Origin of the sequence: Hoyosella rhizosphaerae (genome assembly GCF_014643175.1) — a bacterium.
GTDB classification, from domain to species: domain Bacteria; phylum Actinomycetota; class Actinomycetes; order Mycobacteriales; family Mycobacteriaceae; genus Lolliginicoccus; species Lolliginicoccus rhizosphaerae.
In genome coordinates this window covers 286874-306573 of the sequence record NZ_BMJH01000003.1, presented here as the reverse complement: position 1 = coordinate 306573, position 19700 = coordinate 286874, and the positions used below count along the sequence as shown (strand labels likewise).

Here is a 19700-nt window from a genome sequence, read left to right as displayed (position 1 = left end):
GATCCATATCACTAGGCGCAATGTCGCACCGACGTGGTAACAACATCATTGTGACCGATGCGAACTCCACTGCCACGCCTTTCCACTCGCTAGATGATTTCGTAGGAATCCCGAGGCTGAGCGGGCTTACCTTGTCGCCCGACGGGCGTCGGTTGGTGACGAGTGTCAGCACACTTTCAGACGATGCAACGAAGTACACCAGTGCATTGTGGGAAATTGATCCGGCAGGCGAGAAGCGTGCGCAGCAGTTGACGCGTGGTCGCCGTGGGGACAGCGCCCCAGCCTTTACTCCCGAGGGTGACATCCTGTTTTTGTCTGCACGCGGAGAATCGGATGATGACCCCGCGAGCGTCTGGAAGCTGTCGGCGGGTGGTGGTGAAGCAGCAGAGTTCGCTACGTCACCTCTCGGGATCGACTCAGTGCTGTCCGCGCGACGAGCCGATCGGATTCTTCTCCGTGCGCCGTCGTTCTCCGCGGCGAGTTCAGATGAGGATGACGAGAAGCTTCGCGATCTGCGCAAGAAGAACAAGATCTCGGCAATTCTGCATACCAGCTATCCCGTGCGGTTCTGGGACCATGACCTTGGGCCTGAAGTTCCGGGTTTCAAAGTTGGTGGCAGCGACGGAGTCTTTGAGCGAAGCGCACACGCTGCAGCTCTGAGAGAAGCCTCGGTGGATCTCAGCGCAGACGGTGCTTTTCTCGTGACGACGTGGAACGAGGCTGGACCTCTTGGTGTGACGCGCACACAGTTGATGCGGTTTGATACGGACACTCATGAGCGCAGTGTGATTGCCAGAGAAAACGACGCGGACTTCGGTATGCCGCGCGTCTCGCCGGATGGTGGACGTATTGCGTATGTGCGCGAAAGTCATGCCTTGCCAGACGTCGCACCTGACGTCACCGTCCACATTTACGACATTGCGACAGGGGGGCGTACACAGGTTGCCCAGGGTTGGGATCGTTGGCCGACTTCCCTGAATTGGTTGGCCGATGGTCGCGGGCTACTTGCCACTGCGGACCACTACAGCCGAGCTCACGTCTTTGAGATCTCTGCCACCGACCCAGCCGCGGAAGTTCGTCACCTCACCACGGATGACGCTGCGTATAGCGATATATGCGTTTCTCCCGACGGCGATTGTTTCTACGCCTTGCGAGCAGGGATTGCATCTCCGCCGGTGCCTGTGAGGGTCAACCTTGCTAGCGGTGAGATGGTATTTCTGTCGAGTCCCACCGAAACGCCCGCTGTTCCCGGTTCTGTGCGAGAAGTGATCACCAGCGCCTCCGACGGCACACCTGTGCGTGCGTGGCTTGCACTTCCAGAGAGCGCCGATTCTGACAACCCCGCACCATTGCTCGTGCTGATTCACGGCGGGCCACTTGGGTCGTGGAATACCTGGCAGTGGCGGTGGAACCCGTGGCTATGGGTGGCGAAGGGCTATGCAGTGCTCCTGCCCGACCCCGCCTTGTCGACAGGGTTTGGTCGCAAATTCATTCAACGAGGTTGGGGTGAGTGGGGCAAAACCCCGTACACCGACCTGATGGCACTGACCGATGCCGCCGAGGAACTCGCCGAGGTTGACGAAACGCGGACGGCTGCGCTTGGGGGATCGTTCGGCGGGTATATGGCGAACTGGATTGCTGGCCATACTGATCGCTTCAAAGCGATCGTCACGCACGCAAGCCTGTGGGCGTTGGACCAGTTTGGTCCGACGACCGACGCAGCATGGTACTGGGCGCGCGAAATGACCCCAGAGATGGCGGTGGAAAACTCCCCGCACCTATATGTGGCTGACATCGTCACACCGATGCTGGTTATTCACGGCGACAAGGACTACCGAGTTCCGATCGGTGAAGCGCTGCGTTTGTGGTACGAACTGAACTCTGAGTCTGGGCTACCCGCGGATGATCACGGGGTGTCTGAGCACCAGTTCTTGTATTTCCCCAGTGAGAACCACTGGATCTTAAGCCCGCAGCACACAAAGGTCTGGTACGAAACGATCTTTGCGTTCCTGTCCGAAAAGGTGCTGGGTCAGCCATTAGAACTGCCGCAAAGCCTCGGGGTGGAACTAGCTACTGACGACTAGTGGTCGCAGGTCGGGGGAGTGCCGTGGGCTTTTCAGCGTCGTGACATTCCCCCGATCTGGGTCGCGCAGGGGTTTAGGTCAGCTCGGGTTGCGTCGTGGTTTTAGTTGAGCATTAGGCAACACGGGTGCGGGTAGCCTGTGCACCTTTCCCTTGTAGCCTTCGACTGCGCCGAATCGGTCGGTTTCGTTTTCCCACGCTTCGCGGAACTCAATTATTTCCTCATGGGTACGTCCGACGAAGTTCCACCACATGATGATTTCTTCGTTGAATGGGGTGCCACCGAGCAGGATGAGACGGCTCGGTTGGTCGGCTGCTCCCGCGATGGTGAGAGTTGTACGACCAGGGGTGAAGTATCCAAGTTCTGCATAACCGATCGTTGTGTCCTCGACCGTTGCGGATCCGGCATCGACGAGGATGCCGTGTTCGAACTCGGCGTTAATGTCGAAACTGATTGTGCCCCCAGCAGGGAGGTTGATTTCTGCGCCAAGCAGGGGCGTGAAGGTTTCGACTGGCGATACCGACCCGGCAAGGGAGCCAAGGAATACCTGAACTTTCGCGTCGTCAACTTCGATCACGTCGGGCGCGAAGTGTTGAAAGTTGCGCGGCGCGTTGCGTGCGTGATCAGGTAGCGCAACCCAGAGTTGGACTCCGTGGAGAACTCGGGTGTTGGCGGTAGAAGTTTCGGAATGGCAGATACCGTGTCCACCCGTCATGAGGTTGATTTCTCCCGGCCGCACGAACTCGTGCACCCCTCCGCTGTCGCGGTGCTCTATTTCGCCGGTGAAAATCCAACTGACGGTCTGCAGCCCAGTGTGGGGATGCGGGGCCACATCCATCCCGCCGGATTCGCTGACGTCGTCTGGGCCGTAATGATCAGCGAAGCACCAGGCGCCGATGAACGAGCGTCGACGCTGGGGAAGTGTGCGCCGAACCTGCATGGCGCGGGGCCCACCGAGCGGCACATCGCGCGGTGTGAGGATCTCAACAGTCGAGCTTGCTGTGGTTGTGGTGCAGGTGAGTTCCGTCGGGGCTGTTTCGGTGTTGCTCACGGTGTTGCCTCCGGATTCTGTGGGCTGTCACTCGATCATAGTTTTCGATGCGAGTGACAGCGTCAGAGTCACCACATGGTGGCAAGAAGAATATTCACCACCGTAAGTCCGCCGACTGCACCGAAGATTGCGTTGGACACCTTTGGTGCGTCGCGGTTGATGTAGACGAGGGCGGTGATGACTAGCAGGACGAGTGTTTTGACACCGATCTTGATGTGGTTGAGGTCGTAGTCGGCCATTTCGTTTAATCCGACGAGCAAGATACCGGTGATGAGCATGGTGAATGCGCCATGAAGCATGCCGGGTATGAACTTGGCTTCACCAGCCTTCATTGCCTTCATTTGGTATAGAACGCCGCCGAGCAGTGCGACAACGCCGAGGATGTGTAGGGCGAGAATTAAGCCAATTACGATGTCCATACGACACAGCGTAGTAGACATTTTTGGAGTTGGCAGAGCAGGGTGCGACGGCGATCGTGCAGCGTCGCTAGTGAGGCGCAAACGAACCAGATGTGACGGTGAAGGGACATGTTCCCTAGAATCGCGGGGTGACCAGTGCAGCGCCAGATCCCACAGCATCCTCCGAGCCAGTGCCAGCCGATGAGCTTCCAAAGTCGTGGGAGCCGCAGAGTGTTGAGGCAGAGCTGTACCAACGGTGGGTCGACGCCGGCTATTTCACGGCGGACCCTAAGAGCGATAAGCCTGGTTATTCGATTGTTTTGCCGCCACCCAATGTCACCGGCAGCTTGCATATGGGGCATGCGCTTGACCACACGCTCATGGACATTTTGTGCCGACGCAAGCGGATGCAGGGCTTCGAAGTGCTGTGGCTCCCCGGTATGGACCACGCGGGTATCGCAACGCAGATGGTCGTCGAGAAGCAACTCGACGCCGAAGGTGGCAGTAGGCGCGACATGGGGCGCGAAGCATTCATTGAGCGGGTGTGGAAATGGAAGGCCGAATCGGGCGGTTCCATCATGGAACAGATGCGCCGCATTGGGGACGGGGTGGACTGGAGTCGTGAGCGCTTCACGCTCGATGACGGTCTGTCACGTGCAGTCCACACAATCTTTAAGAACCTCTATGACGCTGGTCTGATCTACCGCGCTGAGCGCCTCGTTAACTGGTCGCCCGTTCTACAGACCGCGATCTCGGATATTGAGGTTAAACACGAAGAAGTAGATGGCGAACTAATCTCGCTGCGCTACGGCTCCCTCAACGACGACGAACCGCACGTCATCGTTGCCACAACTCGTGTGGAAACAATGCTCGGGGATACCGCGGTTGCTGTGCATCCCGAAGACGAGAGGTATCAACACCTGATCGGGACCACGCTGCTCCACCCGATCACGGAGCGCCAGATCCCCATCGTGGCTGACGACTATGTTGATCCGTCCTTCGGTTCCGGGGCCGTCAAGATCACGTCGGCGCATGACCCGAACGACTTTGAAATCGGCCTCCGCCACAACCTGCCGATGCCAACGATTATGGACGAGCGTGCACGCATCGCAGGTACGGGCACTGAATTTGATGGGATGGACCGTTTCGAAGCGCGCACCAAGATTCGCGAGCGCCTAGCACGTGAGGGTCGTGTGGTTGCCGAGAAACGACCCTACGTCCACAGCGTGGGCCATTCCGAGCGCAGTGGAGAAGTGATTGAGCCACGACTGTCGAAGCAGTGGTGGGTCAAAGTTGAGACCCTTGCCGCGATGGCTGGTGATGCTGTGCGCAATGGCGACACCGTCATCCACCCCAAGAGTCTTGAACCTCGCTGGTTTGCGTGGGTTGACGATATGCACGACTGGTGTATTTCACGCCAATTGTGGTGGGGACACCGGATTCCAATCTGGTACGGACCTGAGGGCGAAGTCGTCTGTGTTGGGCCGGATGAGTCAGCTCCAGATGGCTATGTGCAGGACCCTGATGTGCTCGATACGTGGTTCTCGTCGGGACTGTGGCCGTTTTCGACAATGGGTTGGCCTGACAAGACCGATGAACTCGACAAGTTTTACCCAACCAGTGTTCTTGTGACCGGTTACGACATTTTGTTCTTCTGGGTCGCCCGGATGATGATGTTCGGTCGTTTTGTGGCCGAAGATAGTGCGTCCAATCCCGCTGGTGGCGATTCCGCCCTGGGCAAGGTGCCGTTCCACGACGTATTTCTACACGGGCTGGTTCGCGACGAGTTCGGTAGAAAAATGTCCAAATCCAAGGGCAATGGAATTGATCCACTCGATTGGGTTGATCGATTCGGTGCAGATGCGTTGCGCTTCACACTCGCGCGCGGCGCAAATCCCGGAGCAGATTTGCCGGTCGGTGAGGACCTAGCTAAGGCAGCCCGTAGCTTCGCAACCAAACTGTTCAACGCGACTCGTTTCGCTCTGATGAACGGTGCGATCTCGGGCGAAGTTCCACCCGTCGATGAGCTGACCGATGCTGACCGTTGGATTTTGGACCGACTCGAACAGGTTCGCAACGATGTGGACGCAGCCTTTGAGCGGTACGAGTTTGGCAAGGCCTGTGAAGCGTTGTATCACTTCACATGGGATGAGTTCTGCGACTGGTACATCGAACTCGCTAAGGTCCAATTCAGTGACGAAAAGACCGCGCAAAACACCAGGATTGTCGTCGGTACGGTGCTTGACACCCTATTGCGCGTTCTCCACCCCGTCATTCCGTTTGTCACAGAAACTCTGTGGACAAAACTGACGGGCAAAGAATCTGTGGTTATTGCGGACTGGCCAACCGGGCTGAGTGTCCCAGGCGACACCGTGGCGTCACGACGGATCGCGGACTTCCAGCACCTCGTGACTGAGATTCGCCGATTCCGCTCTGATCAGGGGCTTAGGCCGAATCAAAAGGTGCCCGTCCGCATCGTCGGGCTCGATGCTGCTGATCTCGCAACTCTAGAGCCTTATCTGTTGAACCTCGCTCGGTTGACGTCAGCGGAACCCGACTTCACTTCCAGCGCGGCTATTGAAGTCCGCACCAGCCTCACGACGTTGCAGGTGGAAGTCGATACGTCTGGCACAGTGGATATCGAGGCCGAAAAACGACGTCTAGCGAAAGACCTCGCAGCGGCCGAAAAAGAACTTACTACGACGTCAGCGAAGCTGGGCAACGAAGCATTCCTTGCCAAAGCCCCGGACCATGTGGTGGACAAAATAAAACAACGTCAACAAATCGCTCACGAAGAAGTGAAGCGCATTGGCGACCGTCTCGCCGCACTTGGTGCGCAATGAATCCGGAGCGTAAATGAATATTGATGACATGGATGGACCCGACATCCTCAAGGCGCTCGGGGTCACTGGAGACGATGAGGCCACTCATGATCCAGATGAACCGATCGTGGTTCTGCCGTCTGCTGAGGATCTCGCTGAACTGGCTGAGGTGGAAGCCGAACTTGATCAGCGTTGGCCGGAAACCAAGATCGAACCAAGCTTGACGCGCATTTCGTTGCTCCTGGACGTTCTCGGTGAGCCCCATTCATCGTTCCCGTCGATTCACATTGCCGGGACTAATGGAAAAACATCCGTCTCGCGGATGATTGACGCGCTTTTGACGAGAATGGGCCAACGGACGGGACGGACAACGAGCCCGCACCTGCAGGCGGCGACGGAACGCATCAGCGTCGATAACGCACCCATTAGTCCGCGTACCTACATCGACACCTACCGCGAACTAGAGCCGTACATCGCCATGATTGACGAAAAGTCGGTGGCGGCGGGTGGTCCTAGGATGAGCAAGTTTGAAGTGCTCGTAGCTATGGCTTTCACTGTGTTTGCTGACGCACCCGTCGACGTTGGTGTGATTGAAGTTGGCCTGGGTGGCACGTGGGACGCCACCAACGTCATCACGGGCGATGTGGCGGTAATAACCCCAATCAGCACCGATCACACCGAGTACTTGGGCAGCACGCTAACTGCGATCGCTTCGGAGAAGGCCGGCATCATCAAGAGAGCGCCGGAGAAGCTTATCCCCACCGACACTGTCGCGGTGATTGCCGAGCAGCATCCCGAAGCTATGGACGTCCTACTGAAGCAAGCCGTTGATGCCGATGCTTCCGTGGCACGGGCTGGCAGCGAATTCCTCGTCCTCGAACGGAAGATCGCGGTGGGAGGACAGCAACTCACGCTGCAGGGACTCGGTGGGGTGTACGAAGACATCTTCCTGCCACTGCACGGAGAGCACCAAGCAAAAAATGCCTCCCTGGCGCTGGCTTCGGTGGAAGCATTTTTTGGCGCGGGCAAGGACCGACGTCTCGACATTGATTCCGTGCGCGACGCCTTTGCCTCGGTGACCAGCCCTGGACGCATGGAACGTGTCCGGGCGGCACCAACAGTGTTTCTTGATGCCGCACATAATCCACATGGCGCCCAGGCCCTCGCTCGGACGCTGCAAGATGAGTTCGATTTCCGTCGCCTCATCGGTGTGGTGTCGGTGATGGCCGACAAAGACGTCATGGGCATTCTGGACGCTCTCGAGACAGTGTTCGACGAAATCATCGTCACCTCAAACGGGTCGCCCCGTGCGATGCCGCCAGAGGAGCTTGCCGAGTATGCGCGACCGCGATTTGGCGAAGATCGCGTGCTCGTCGCACCGAACCTGAGTGACGCCATCGAGTTGGCAGTCGTCCGTGCGGAAGATACTGAATCATCGCCCGACCGTATTTCTGGAGCTGGCATCGTGATCACGGGATCGGTTGTCACCGCAGGTAACGCCCGAAGCATGTTCGGAAAGGAGCCTTCGTGAGCAATGATTTAGCACCCGAAGCCGAGCAACAACCTGCACCTGACCCGTGGAAAGGTCTGCGGGGCGTCATGGCTGGAACATTGATCCTGCAAGCCATAGTCGTTCTGCTCGCTTTGCCAGTGGTGTGGCGCGTCGGCGATGGAGTGACATGGGTTTCCGGCGGCTACATCATCGGACTCGCGGCGCTGATGATTGTTGGTTCAGGTTTGCAACGTCGGCCATGGGCATTGAAGTTCGACCTCGCACTTCAGGTCTTGATGATCGGGACCTTCGTCATCAACATCACGCTCGGGGTGCTTGGTCTTATTTTTGCTTCTGTGTGGGCGTACATTCTCTACCTTCGGCGGGATATCGCTCGACGCCTTGACCAAGGAATATTGCCGAGTCAACAAATATCGTCGGTTCCTGACGACAGTGGCGAACAGAATTGAACTAAACCCAGTCCCGCACACACGGGAATGAGATCTGCCAGTTAGGCTAGGCGCGTGAGTGAGCGCACCTTAGTACTAGTCAAACCCGACGGCGTTGCCCGTGGCCTCGTCGGAGAAGTCCTTGTCCGTATCGAACGCCGTGGATTGAAGCTGGCTGCGTTAGAGCTAAAAAATGTGACAGAAGATCTTGCGTCACAGCACTACGCAGAGCACAACGGCAAGCCGTTCTACCAGTCACTCCTCGACTTCATTACTTCCGGCCCCGTGGTCGCGATTGTCGTGGAGGGGCCTCGCGCTGTTTCTGCCTTCCGTCAGATTGCCGGCGGAACGGACCCAGTCGAGAAAGCTGCTCCAGGATCAGTACGCGGCGATTTCGCGTTGGAGGTCCAGGAAAATATTGTGCACGGTTCTGACTCGACCGAGTCAGCTGCGCGAGAAATCTCGTTGTGGTTCCCTGACCTGCCCTAACGGAAGCATCGACGTTTTATTTGAAGGCTCGGCGGAGCAGTGCTAGCGCGCTGCGACGCCGAGTCTTTCTCATCTGGGAAGGTTCTTGCCGCAGAGTGTGGGATAGTGGAGGGGTAGCAGCGCATCATTGTGCGCGACGAGGTTGATCGTCGATAGCCTCAGCGAAGGTGTTTGCGTACTGCTGCTGGGCTTTCACAGCAAGTTCGGCACACTAGGCCATGTAGCTTCATGCGCGGCGATTTACTACCGCAACGCGCTGATGAGCATCCTGGTGTTGCGGAAAATGCCCTGTGCGAACGAAATGTGAAATCCCAACGTGGGGACACACCGGGAAGCATTCTTGGTGCGCCTCCGCAGACAGACCTACCGACGATCTCGCACCGGACCGGGTGTGAGCAAGCTTATGTCCCTGTGTGGCCGCGTAAGACGCGCCCGGGGGCTCGAGGAGTATAAGTGGCCGATAAAGCGCCGCCCGACACAACAACACAACTGAACACAAGCGGAGAAGCCGCAGCTCAGTCCGCCGACAGTGAGGACTCACGCCCAGTGTTCCCCGCCAAGATGCGTGTCCACGCACTCGCAAAGCTGCTTGGACAGACCAGCAAGCAACTTCTATCAACCCTCAAGGATCAAGGGCACGAGCTTCGTAGCGCGCATTCCACAGTGGAGCGTGACGTCGCGGAACGTGTCTGGGATTCTGTTCATTTACCGTCCTCTACTGCTGACGACTTAACTTCCGCCGCCGCGCCGCGCGTTGATGCGCCTGCACCGGAGCCGTCGCTTTTCTCGGCCGTTGCGGGCACGGCCGCGCCTGAAAGTGTGCGAGACGATGTCGCAGTTGACGTCGGTCCGCCCCTGTTTTTGCCTCCGCCAGAGATTGACGCTGAGGAAGAGGCACGTAAGGCGAGAAAACGTACCCGAAAGCCGCGTCGCGATGCAGACGACGGCGGTTCGGCCAGTGATGCTCAAAAGCCGGACGCCCAGAAACCAGACGCTCAGAAGCCGGATGTCCAGAAGTCGGATGCCCAAAAGTCGGAGCCTAAGAAGCCAGACGCTAAGAGCAAAGCGGCCGACGCTGATGCCGACGCTGCCACAACGAAAGCTGAAAAGCCCGGTGTAGACGACGGCGATTACCAGGACGACGACGGCGACGGCTCAGACGACAACAAGCGAAACCGCCGCCGTCGCAGAGGTAGGCGTGGCCGGGGCCGCGGCAAAGGCGATGCCGGTTCACCCGAGTCTGGCGGTTCCGACGACTCGGGATCGGAAAGCGACGCTGGTAAAGGTGACGCTGGTAAAGGTGACGCAGGTAAAGGTGACGCTGGTAAAGGTGACACCGCCGATGCCTCCCAGGATTCCGATAACGCGGGGAGCAAGGCTGCAGACGCAGACTCGACTCGTAGTCAGCAAAGTGATCGCGATGGCAAAGCTGACGACAGCACCGATGCTGATGCCGACACATCGGCGAGCACCGACAACGACGACGACTCCGATAACGACGACCAATCGTCATCGTCGACACGTCGCCGTCGCCGTCGACGCCGCCGGAAGGGCGGATCGGACGACGCTGATAGCCAAGCCGTCGTCGACGATCCGCCAAACACAGTCGTCCATGAGCGTGAACCGCGAAACAAAGCCCGCAAAGACGAAGTTCAGGGTATCTCTGGCTCGACGCGGTTGGAGGCAAAGCGGCAGCGCCGTCGGGATGGCCGGGACACAGTACGGCGTCGCCCGCCGATCTTGACGGAAGCGGAGTTCCTCGCTCGCCGCGAAGCTGTTGAGCGCGTCATGGTTGTTCGTGAGAAGCGTGCCAACAACCAGTCGGGGACTACCACCCAAATCGGTGTGCTCGAAGATGGAATGCTCGTCGAGCATTTTGTGACGAGTGCGTCTTCCGGGTCGATTGTTGGAAACATCTACCTCGGTCGTGTTCAGAACGTGCTGCCAAGTATGGAAGCGGCGTTTGTTGACATTGGTCGGGGCCGCAATGGTGTCTTGTATGCCGGTGAGGTCAACTGGGACGCCGCTGGACTTGGCGGAAGTTCACGAAAGATCGAACAGGCGCTGAAATCTGGCGACCAGATCCTTGTCCAGGTGAGCAAGGACCCCGTTGGGCACAAGGGCGCAAGGCTGACAACTCAGATTTCGTTGGCGGGTCGTTTCTTGGTTTACGTCCCGGACGGGTCCTCGACAGGGATCAGCCGGAAGTTGCCAGAGAATGAGCGTAAACGTCTCAAGGACATCTTGCGCGATATCGTTCCTGATGATGCGGGTGTCATCATCCGAACAGCATCAGAAGGCGTCGCTGCCGACGAACTTAGTCGCGACGTTGATCGGCTACAGAAACTGTGGGCGTCAATTTCCGAGCAGGTTGCATCGGAGAAGGGCAACGCCCCGAAGTCGTTGTACGAGGAACCTGACCTACTGGTTAAGGTTGTCCGCGACCTTTTCAACGAGGATTTTGCAAGCCTCGTCGTACAGGGCGATCGTGTGTGGAACACCGTTGAGGGTTACGTCCGCAAGGTTGCGCCTGACCTCGTCGACCGTGTTCGCAAGCACGAGGGCAACACCGACGTCTTTGCGCACTACCGAATCGATGAGCAGATCGCGAAGGCACTCGATAGAAAAGTGTGGCTGCCTTCAGGCGGCACACTGGTCATCGACCGCACCGAAGCGATGACCGTCATCGACGTCAACACCGGCAAGTTCACAGGTTCGGGTGGCAACCTCGAAGAGACAGTTACCCGTAACAACCTCGAAGCTGCTGAGGAGATCGTGCGCCAACTACGGTTGCGTGATGTCGGCGGCATGGTGGTGATTGACTTCATCGACATGGTTCTCGAGCAGAACCGTGACCTCATTCTGCGGCGTCTCACGGAGGCGTTGGCACGTGACCGGACCCGTCATCAGGTGTCCGAGGTTACGTCGCTTGGCCTTGTGCAGATGACAAGGAAGCGCATCGGGACAGGCCTTATTGAGGCCTTCTCTACGTGCTGCGACCACTGCCACGGCCGCGGCTTGATCATGCATGACGAGCCAGTCGAGACCCAACCAGAACCTGATCGTGGTGCTGGCGGTTCCCGGCGTCCGAGACGAGCTAAGGTCCGCGTCGAACCAGAGCCTGAGGTAAGCGAGGAAGTCGCCACCGAAATTGCTCCTCCAGCCGTGCCGGTGGAGGAATTGAAGGCGCAAGCTGAGATTCACGCGAAGCACCCGATGATTTTGGCGATGACCACACAGGGCGCCGATGAAGGGGAGGTCCCTGCTCAGGCAGCGGAGGCCCCTGAAACGCCCGCATCGGCTGAAACGCCCGCAGTGCCGGATGCGGTCGAGGTTGCCGAAACCGCCACGGTGCCAGATGTCGCAGAGGTCTCTAAGGCTGCTGAGCCTGCTGAGGTCGTTAAGGCTGCTGAGCCTGAACAAGTTGCAGCACCGACCGACAGCGCTTCCGCGCCGTTGCCACGCCGACGCCGCGTGCGGCGCGCTGCAGGCTCGACGAGTGAACGTACATCCACGGAAGCAGTGTTCACCGTCGGAGTTGAGTCTGAAGCCGCAGCCGGTAGCTCAGAGTCGGCAGGCCCTAGCACTGCGGTGCCATCGCAGGAGGCTGTTGTTGTCGCACGGCCGGTACAGCGTCGGCGACGCACTGCTGGACGTCCAGCAGGGCCGCCGGTGGACGATGCGGCAACTGCATCTGAGCCGGTGGGATCCGAGTCGGTGTAATGAGAGCCGGTGGAATCCGAGGTCAGTTTGACCAGACTGGCCTCGGTCCACTAGCCTTGGAAAGTCGCTGCCCGGCGATATCCATTTATGCTGCGCTTTCATCAGGTATGCATGCGCCGTGGCCAGCCAGCAAGTAGACCAGTCGTACCGCACTTGCGGTGCGAGTACACACGTTTGATTAAGCAAGGGGTAGCCCTCCATGTACGCGATCGTCAAAACCGGCGGCAAGCAGTACAAGGTTGCTGTTGGTGACCTCGTGAAGGTCGAGAAGATCGAGGGTGCTCCGGGCACTGCAGTTGAGCTTCCTGTTGCCCTCGTTGTCAATGGCGCAGAAGTAACCTCCGACGCCGCTGCGTTGGCAAACGCCTCCGTAACCGGGGAAGTTGTCGAGCAGACCAAGGGCCCGAAGATCCGCATTCACAAATTCAAGAACAAGACTGGTTACCACAAACGCCAGGGGCACCGGCAGAAGCTGACCGTGCTCAAGGTTACGGGAATCAACTCTTAATCCACGGTTCGAAGATTTACGCTTCGGACTTCAGGGCTTCAAGGAGAATGACAAATGGCACATAAGAAGGGTGCATCGAGTTCCCGTAACGGGCGCGATTCCAATGCTCAGCGGCTTGGGGTTAAGCGTTTCGGCGGACAACTCGTTAATGCCGGAGAAATCCTCGTACGTCAGCGTGGAACCCACTTCCACCCAGGTGAAAACGTAGGCCGTGGCGGCGACGACACACTGTTCGCGCTTTCCACCGGCTCAGTGCTGTTCGGCAGCAAGCGCGGTCGCAAGACAGTGAACATCGTGCCCGCGCAGGCGCAGGTTTAAGCACACCGGAACACATTCGTTCCGAAGCGGTAACGCTCTCACACATGGGGCGGGCTTGGGCAACTATGCCCTAGGGCCCGCCCCATGTGTCGTTTCACAGCAAGAAATAAATAAGATGCTCGCGCAAGCGGGCAAAACTATTCTTAAAAGCAAGTACACCCATCAGGGCGCACCCCGGATGAGCACGAATAAGCGTCAGAATCAACGGCGCGAGAGGATGCACCAGTGGCACGATTCATCGACCGCGTAGTCCTGCACACACAGGCAGGCAACGGTGGGCACGGCTGCGCATCCGTACACCGCGAAAAGTTCAAACCGCTCGGCGGACCAGACGGCGGCAACGGCGGTCGTGGAGGAAGCGTAATTCTTGTGGTGGATGCCAGCGTGCACACCCTCCTCGACTTCCACTTCAGACCGCACGCCAAAGCCACCAGCGGTAAAGCGGGCCAGGGCAACAACCGCGCAGGCTCCGACGGCGAAGACCTCGTGCTGCGGGTCCCTGAGGGCACCGTTGTCTTCACTGAAAAGGGCGAACTCATCGCCGACCTCGTGGGTGAAGGCACCGAGCTCGTCGTCGCACGAGGCGGACGGGGTGGCTTAGGAAACTCGGCACTAGCGTCCAAAGCGCGCCGCGCACCCGGTTTTGCACTGCTGGGTGAGGAAGGCGAGAGCTGTGACATCGTTCTCGAACTCAAATCAGTTGCTGATGTTGGCCTCGTAGGTTTTCCGTCAGCCGGAAAATCGTCCCTGATCTCAGTACTGTCGGCCGCGAAACCCAAGATCGCGGATTACCCCTTCACCACGCTCCGCCCCAACCTTGGGGTCGTTGAAGCTGGCGGTGTCACCTACACCATTGCGGACGTTCCCGGCCTAATCCCAGGAGCGAGCCAAGGTAAAGGGCTCGGGCTTGATTTTCTCCGCCACATTGAGCGCTGTGCTGTGCTCGCGCACGTGGTGGACTGCGCAACACTCGACCCGGCCCGGGACCCTGTGTCAGATGTTGAAGCGCTAGAGGCGGAACTCGCCGCATACATTCCCTCCCTCGACAGCGATACTGGACTTGGAGCGCTTCGCGACAGGCCACGCATCGTTATCTTGAACAAAATCGATGTGCCCGAGGCCGCTGAGCTTGCTGAATTTGTGCGGTCAGAGTTCGAAAAGCAGGGGTGGCCGGTATTTTCGATCTCCGCGGTGGCGCAAAAAGGTCTGCGGGAGTTGTCGTTTGCGCTGGCTAAACTCGTCGAGGAATATCGCGCGGCGCACCCCAAAGAGACTCGACGCCGCCAGGTTATTCGGCCAGTGTTGGCGAAGGAAGACGAGTTTACGGTCACACCGGACCCATCGATCGAAGGTGGATTTATTGTTCGGGGCACCAAGCCTGAACGGTGGATCCGCCAAACTCAGTTCGACAACGACGAGGCCGTTGGTTTCCTCGCGGACCGACTCAACCGGCTCGGGGTGGAAGACAAACTTCTCAAGCTCGGAGCGGAAGAAGGTGCTGCGGTCACCATTGGTGGCGTGACATTCGACTTCGATCCACAAACCCCTGCAGGTAAAGATCACATTCTGACCGGCCGTGGTACCGATATTCGGCTTGAGCAGACACATCGAGTGGCGGCGCACGAACGCAAGTTCGCCAAACGGGTCCGTCGCGGCCTGGTCGATGCTCCAGAGGACGCCCCAATCGTTGGTTCAAGCTCGCACGGCCTGAGCGAAGTTGACCCTCGCTTAGAGGAGTCAAGCGCAGAAGACACGAGCACAGACGAGCGCGGGGGCGACGAATAGCGATGAATGTTCGCGAATCCATCGCCACGGCGCGCAGCGTTGTCGTCAAGGTGGGATCGTCGGCCGTCACTACGTTTGAGGGCGGCCTGGAGCAGTCCCGCATCGACGAACTTGTTGATGCATGTGAGGCCCGGATGCGCGCGGGATCGGACCTTGTGGTGGTGTCGTCCGGTGCTGTTGGCGCTGGGATTGCCCCGCTTGGGCTCAAGAAGCGTCCGCAAGACCTTGCTACCAAACAAGCTGCGGCGAGCGTCGGGCAACTCGCCATGGTGCAGGCGTGGGCTGTGTCGTTCGGGAGATATGGGCGCACCGTTGGCCAGGTGTTGCTGACGGCGGATGACATCGCACGCCGCGCGCAGCACCGCAACGCGCAACGTACGCTTGATCGTTTGCGAACTCTGCATGCGGTGGCTGTGGTCAATGAAAACGACACGGTCGCAACCACGGAACTTCGGTTCGGCGATAACGACCGACTAGCGGCGCTTGTGGCGCACTTGATCGGGGCGGATGCGCTGGTTCTGCTGTCCGACGTCGATGGCTTGTATGACGGCGACCCGCGGCGCGGTGGTGCCAGGTTGATTCCCGAAGTCACTGGGCCTGACGATCTCGACGGTGTTATCGCGGGGAGTGGTGGCGCGCTTGGAACTGGGGGAATGGCGTCGAAGCTGTCAGCTGCACGGTTGGCGGCGGATTCTGGCATTCCCGTTCTGCTGACAGCTGCTTCCCGTGCCGCTGATGCTCTATCTACCGCTGAAGTTGGCACCGTGTTTGCTGCCCGTCCTGAACGCATGTCGGCGCGTAAGTTTTGGGTGCGGCATGCCGCGGACACCAGCGGTGCAGTGCACCTCGACGACGGCGCTGTCACTGCAGTTCTCACGAAACGGCGGTCACTGTTGCCCGCGGGGATAACAAGTGTCGTTGGGCGTTTCTTCGGTGGTGACGTTGTTGATGTGTGCGCCGTCGACGGCACCCGTGTCGCTCGCGGCGTAGTTGCCTACGACGCGAGCGAACTGACGAGCATGATTGGCAAATCTACCGGGGAGCTGCCATCTGAGTTCCGTCGGCCTGTGATTCATGCCGACGATCTGGTTCCTCTAGTCCGCTGACTGCGGCGAAATTCCCAAGCGACCAATCAGGTCGATGACTCGTTTGTCGATATCGTCGCGGATCAGGCGCATTCGCTCCATGCCATGGATGCCCCGCTCGGACGGTTCATCGATGACCCACCGTTCAATCCCGTCGCGAGTCGTGTCTAGTTGAGCTTCCGTTCCGAGGATGACAACCGCAGTCGCTCGGTCCAGCACATCTTGGTCGACGGGCTTGGGGAACTCACCGTCTAGGGTTGCGCCGATCTCGTGAAGGCTCTGCTCCGACTCACCATTGAGCTTCGTGCCTGGGTCGGTACCAGCTGAAAAAATGTCGGCTGCCGCTTCGACGTGATGCCGCATGAGGGCAGCGGCCATCTGCGATTTTCCGCCGTTTCGGTTGCACACGAACAGAACTGACGGCAGCTTTTCGGTCATGACTTAACCTCCACGAGAAGTTCGTCGATGAGTTGTTCCACGAGGGTTCGAATCTGATCGCGGATAACGCGGACGGCCTCAACACCCTGCCCGGCAGGGTCGTCGAGTGCCCAGTCGCGGTAGCTTTTCCCGGGGAAGACGGGGCATGCGTCCCCGCAACCCATGGTGATGACCACATCAGATGCTTCGACAGCTTCGGTGGTGAGCACATTTGGTTGTGCCGCTGTGATATCGATTCCATGCTCCAGCATTACTGCGACGGCGTTGGGATTGAGACTGTCCGCTGGTGCGCTTCCCGCTGATCGAACCGTAATTGCACCGTTCGAGAGGTGGGTGAGAAAGCCCGCCGCCATCTGTGATCGACCCGCGTTGTGGACGCAGACGAAAAGTACGCTTGGTTTAGCTTTCACTTCGCTGTCCTTACAGTGTTCGACGTTGGGTTTTCGCTCGGCCAGTACCGCTTGCGCAGCCACAGTGAGACATATACAAGGCCGACGAGTACGGGCACCTCGATGAGTGGTCCCACGACACCGGCGAGGGCCTGTCCCGAGGTGACGCCGAAGGTAGCGATCGCGACGGCGATGGCCAGTTCGAAGTTGTTTCCTGCTGCGGTGAACGCCAGCGTGGTGGTGCGGGCGTAATTGAGTCCGATAAGGATGCCGACGATGTAGCCGCCGATCCACATGAGCGCAAAGTACACCAGCAATGGGAGCGCGATGCGAACGACGTCAAATGGATTCGAGGTGATCTGTTCGCCTTGCAGTGCAAAGAGCATCACGATGGTGAAGAGGAGACCGTACAGAGCCCAGGGGCCGATTACCGGCAAGAACTTCGCTTCGTACCATTCACGGCCTCGGATTCTTTCGCCGTAGTACCTGGTGAGGAAACCAGCGAGGAGCGGAAGCCCTAGAAAGATCAGCACTGAGCGTCCGATGTCCCACGGGGAGGCGTCGATCGAAGCTTGGTCGAAGCCGAGCCACCCGGGAAGAACTGAAAGGTAGAACCAGCCGAGGATGGCGAACATGAAGACCTGGAAGACAGAGTTGATTGCGACGAGAACGGCAGCAGCTTCTCTGTCACCGCAGGCGAGGTCGTTCCAGATGATGACCATGGCGATGCATCGGGCGAGACCGACGATGATGAGCCCAGTGCGGTACTCGGGTAGGTCTGCGAGGAATATCCAGGCTAAGGCGAACATGAGTGCGGGGCCGAAGATCCAGTTCAGGGCGATGGAACTGAGCAGGAGTCGCCGGTCGCCCGTGACGGAGTCCAATTTGTCGTAGCGCACTTTGGCGAGCACGGGGTACATCATGATGAGAAGGCCGAGTGCGATGGGAAGTGAGATTCCGTCGATCTTAATTCCATCGATGGCATCGCCAAGACCGGGAACGAATCGGCCCAGAAGGAGTCCCGCAGCCATGGCGAGTGCAATCCAGAAGGGGAGAAATCGGTCCAGGGTGGACATTTTGCCGACAATCGCGGGGTGCGCGACCTGGGCCGGTGCTGGTGAGCTCACTGGTGGATTCCTTGATGGTGTAGGGGGTTCAGCAGCAGTTGGATGTGTTCGCCTCAGGCGGGGTGGTGCTGAGAATTGCTTCGATGAGCGGGGTCACGCTGGGGGTGAGTGAGTAGTGCACCCAGGTGCCCCGTCGTTCGCAGTCGACGATTCCAGCTTCCCTGAGCACCTTGAGGTGGTGGGAAATGGTGGGTTGCGAGACGGTGAACATTGCCGTGATGTCGCATACGCACACGTCGGGTTCGCGGGTTGCCGCGATCGTACTGACGATTCGAAGCCGTATGGGGTCGCCGAGGGCTTTGAGGGTTCGCGCAAGGGCGTCAGCGTGGTTGGGTGTGACGTTGGTGAGAATGTCCGAGCCACCACTTTGATTAGACATCTGTCTATATTGACACCCGTCTATGGCTTAGATCAAGTCGGGTACACGACTCCGACAATTAAAACGGGGCAAGACCAAGAACGTCAGGTCAATGCATCAGCTCAATGCAGCACATCGGCGAGCGCACTCAACACTTCAGAGCACCCCGCCTCAACTTTCACCGTAGCGAGGTCATCGCCGCGCGTAGGGCCTCGATTAACAATGACGATCGGCAGCCCTTGTCGTGCTGCGTATCGAACAAAGCGAAGCCCAGACATCACCGTCAGGGATGAGCCAACAACCAGCATCGCTGACGCGGCGTCTACCGCCGCAAACGCCCGCTCCACAAGCGGCTTGGGAACTGACTCTCCGAAAAAAACTATGTCAGGTTTGAGAATCCCTCCGCACCGCGGACAATCAACCACCTGAAACGACGACACATCGGCTACCACCGCGTCGGCGTCAGGCGCGATCTCTAGCCCGTCGATTTCGGTGTAGTGAGCAAAATGCGGATTTGCTAACTCAAGTTCTCTCGCCAGGTCAGTCCTGTCGAGCACATCGCCGCAGTTGAGGCACACCACCTGTTTGTAGGTGCCGTGCAGATCCATGACCTCGCGATGCCCCGCCTTGGAATGCAGCAGATCTACATTCTGGGTGATCAACGACGTTACGACACCGCCGAGCTCAAGTGCTGCCAGCGAACGATGGCCCCGATTTGGTTCCCGCGAATCAATAAATCGCCACCCGATGTGATTACGCGCCCAGTACTGCTGGCGTGCCTGAGGGGTGGCGAGAAACTGCGAAATGGTCATCGGAGTACGTTTCGGCGCAGTGGGGCTCCTGTAGTCAGGAACCCCAGAATCCGTCGACAGTCCCGCGCCGGTTAGGGTGACCACCTTTTGCGCTGCCAGCACTTCGATTGAGCGGACAAGCGCCTCGTGCTCATCGAGAGCCAAGGTGGTGCCATCTACCGTTGCGTCTGCGTTCACCCTACTCAGGATAAAGAAAATGAGCAGTCGCGGCGACAACACGACAGTTCGCATCACAGAGATAAAACGCGGGGCAACCTTCCCTTGCTGCCCCGCGTACCTTCCGGTATACCAGGCGCTATCGAGGATGTGTGGTTTATCCAAACGCCCTCAAGCGTTTCGTTACCAGACGGAACCCAAAGTCGTTAACAATACC

17 protein-coding genes are annotated in these 19700 nt (G+C 58.7%); 10 read left to right on the top strand and 7 right to left on the bottom strand.

Features of this window, described 5'->3' with window-relative positions; genetic code table 11:
• Window positions 1-20 precede the first annotated feature (20 nt).
• Entirely contained in the window at window positions 21-2084 is a 2064-nt protein-coding gene (locus IEW73_RS13130; RefSeq protein ID WP_188675913.1) for a S9 family peptidase, read from the top strand.
• 78 nt (window positions 2085-2162) lie between these two features.
• Here IEW73_RS13130 and IEW73_RS13125 read toward each other — a convergent pair whose 3' ends face one another.
• Window positions 2163-3134 (bottom strand): pirin family protein, encoded by a 972-nt coding sequence (locus tag IEW73_RS13125; RefSeq protein ID WP_188675910.1) that lies wholly within the window; start codon window positions 3132-3134, stop codon window positions 2163-2165.
• Window positions 3135-3202: 68 nt separating this feature from the next.
• A complete protein-coding gene (locus IEW73_RS13120) occupies window positions 3203-3553 on the bottom strand; it encodes a hypothetical protein (protein ID WP_188675907.1) in 351 nt (116 codons plus the stop codon).
• A 128-nt stretch (window positions 3554-3681) separates the two neighbouring features.
• On the opposite strand from IEW73_RS13120, the gene IEW73_RS13115 reads away from it, so the two are divergent.
• The 9 genes from IEW73_RS13115 (at window position 3682) to proB (ending at window position 16224) form a co-directional block, all read left to right on the top strand.
• The gene (locus tag IEW73_RS13115; RefSeq protein ID WP_188675903.1) at window positions 3682-6375 is read left to right on the top strand and encodes a valine--tRNA ligase; all 2694 of its coding nucleotides are present in this window, start codon (window positions 3682-3684) and stop codon (window positions 6373-6375) included.
• Window positions 6376-6388: 13 nt separating this feature from the next.
• Window positions 6389-7885, top strand: a complete 1497-nt coding sequence (folC, locus tag IEW73_RS13110) for a bifunctional tetrahydrofolate synthase/dihydrofolate synthase (protein ID WP_229676003.1) — start codon at window positions 6389-6391, stop codon at window positions 7883-7885.
• Window positions 7886-7953: 68 nt separating this feature from the next.
• Window positions 7954-8316: a DUF4233 domain-containing protein gene (locus tag IEW73_RS13105; protein ID WP_188676925.1), complete on the top strand. Its 363-nt coding sequence runs from the start codon at window positions 7954-7956 to the stop codon at window positions 8314-8316.
• A gap of 54 nt (window positions 8317-8370) precedes the next feature.
• Window positions 8371-8784, top strand: coding sequence for a nucleoside-diphosphate kinase (gene ndk, locus IEW73_RS13100; protein ID WP_188675893.1), 414 nt, complete (start codon window positions 8371-8373; stop codon window positions 8782-8784).
• Window positions 8785-9237: 453 nt separating this feature from the next.
• Window positions 9238-12507 carry a translation initiation factor IF-2 N-terminal domain-containing protein gene (locus IEW73_RS13095; protein WP_188675891.1) on the top strand — a complete coding sequence of 1090 codons (3270 nt, stop codon included), beginning with the start codon at window positions 9238-9240 and terminating at the stop codon, window positions 12505-12507.
• A gap of 199 nt (window positions 12508-12706) precedes the next feature.
• Window positions 12707-13015: a 50S ribosomal protein L21 gene (rplU, locus tag IEW73_RS13090; protein ID WP_188675889.1), complete on the top strand. Its 309-nt coding sequence runs from the start codon at window positions 12707-12709 to the stop codon at window positions 13013-13015.
• Window positions 13016-13069: 54 nt separating this feature from the next.
• Window positions 13070-13333 (top strand): 50S ribosomal protein L27, encoded by a 264-nt coding sequence (gene rpmA / locus IEW73_RS13085; RefSeq protein ID WP_188675887.1) that lies wholly within the window; start codon window positions 13070-13072, stop codon window positions 13331-13333.
• Window positions 13334-13558: 225 nt separating this feature from the next.
• The gene (obgE, locus tag IEW73_RS13080) at window positions 13559-15118 is read left to right on the top strand and encodes a GTPase ObgE (RefSeq protein WP_188675885.1); all 1560 of its coding nucleotides are present in this window, start codon (window positions 13559-13561) and stop codon (window positions 15116-15118) included.
• 2 nt (window positions 15119-15120) lie between these two features.
• Window positions 15121-16224, top strand: coding sequence for a glutamate 5-kinase (gene proB / locus IEW73_RS13075; protein WP_188675882.1), 1104 nt, complete (start codon window positions 15121-15123; stop codon window positions 16222-16224).
• On the opposite strand, the gene IEW73_RS13070 is transcribed toward proB, so the two are convergent.
• The 5 genes from IEW73_RS13070 to IEW73_RS13050 all read right to left on the bottom strand — a co-directional run bounded on the left by IEW73_RS13070 (window position 16213) and on the right by IEW73_RS13050 (window position 19504).
• Window positions 16213-16641 carry an arsenate-mycothiol transferase ArsC gene (locus IEW73_RS13070; RefSeq protein ID WP_188675879.1) on the bottom strand — a complete coding sequence of 143 codons (429 nt, stop codon included), beginning with the start codon at window positions 16639-16641 and terminating at the stop codon, window positions 16213-16215. The genes proB and IEW73_RS13070 overlap by 12 nt on opposite strands.
• Complete coding sequence (locus IEW73_RS13065; protein WP_188675876.1) at window positions 16638-17051, bottom strand: arsenate reductase ArsC; 414 nt, start codon at window positions 17049-17051, stop codon at window positions 16638-16640. The genes IEW73_RS13070 and IEW73_RS13065 overlap by 4 nt, the downstream gene beginning before the upstream one ends.
• Window positions 17048-18106, bottom strand: coding sequence for an ACR3 family arsenite efflux transporter (gene arsB / locus IEW73_RS13060; RefSeq protein WP_188676923.1), 1059 nt, complete (start codon window positions 18104-18106; stop codon window positions 17048-17050). Before arsB ends, IEW73_RS13065 begins: the two co-directional genes overlap by 4 nt.
• Window positions 18107-18185: 79 nt before the next feature.
• A complete protein-coding gene (locus IEW73_RS13055) occupies window positions 18186-18536 on the bottom strand; it encodes an ArsR/SmtB family transcription factor (protein ID WP_188675873.1) in 351 nt (116 codons plus the stop codon).
• Between the two features lie 101 nt (window positions 18537-18637).
• Window positions 18638-19504: an NAD-dependent protein deacetylase gene (locus tag IEW73_RS13050; RefSeq protein ID WP_229676002.1), complete on the bottom strand. Its 867-nt coding sequence runs from the start codon at window positions 19502-19504 to the stop codon at window positions 18638-18640.
• Window positions 19505-19700 lie beyond the last annotated feature (196 nt).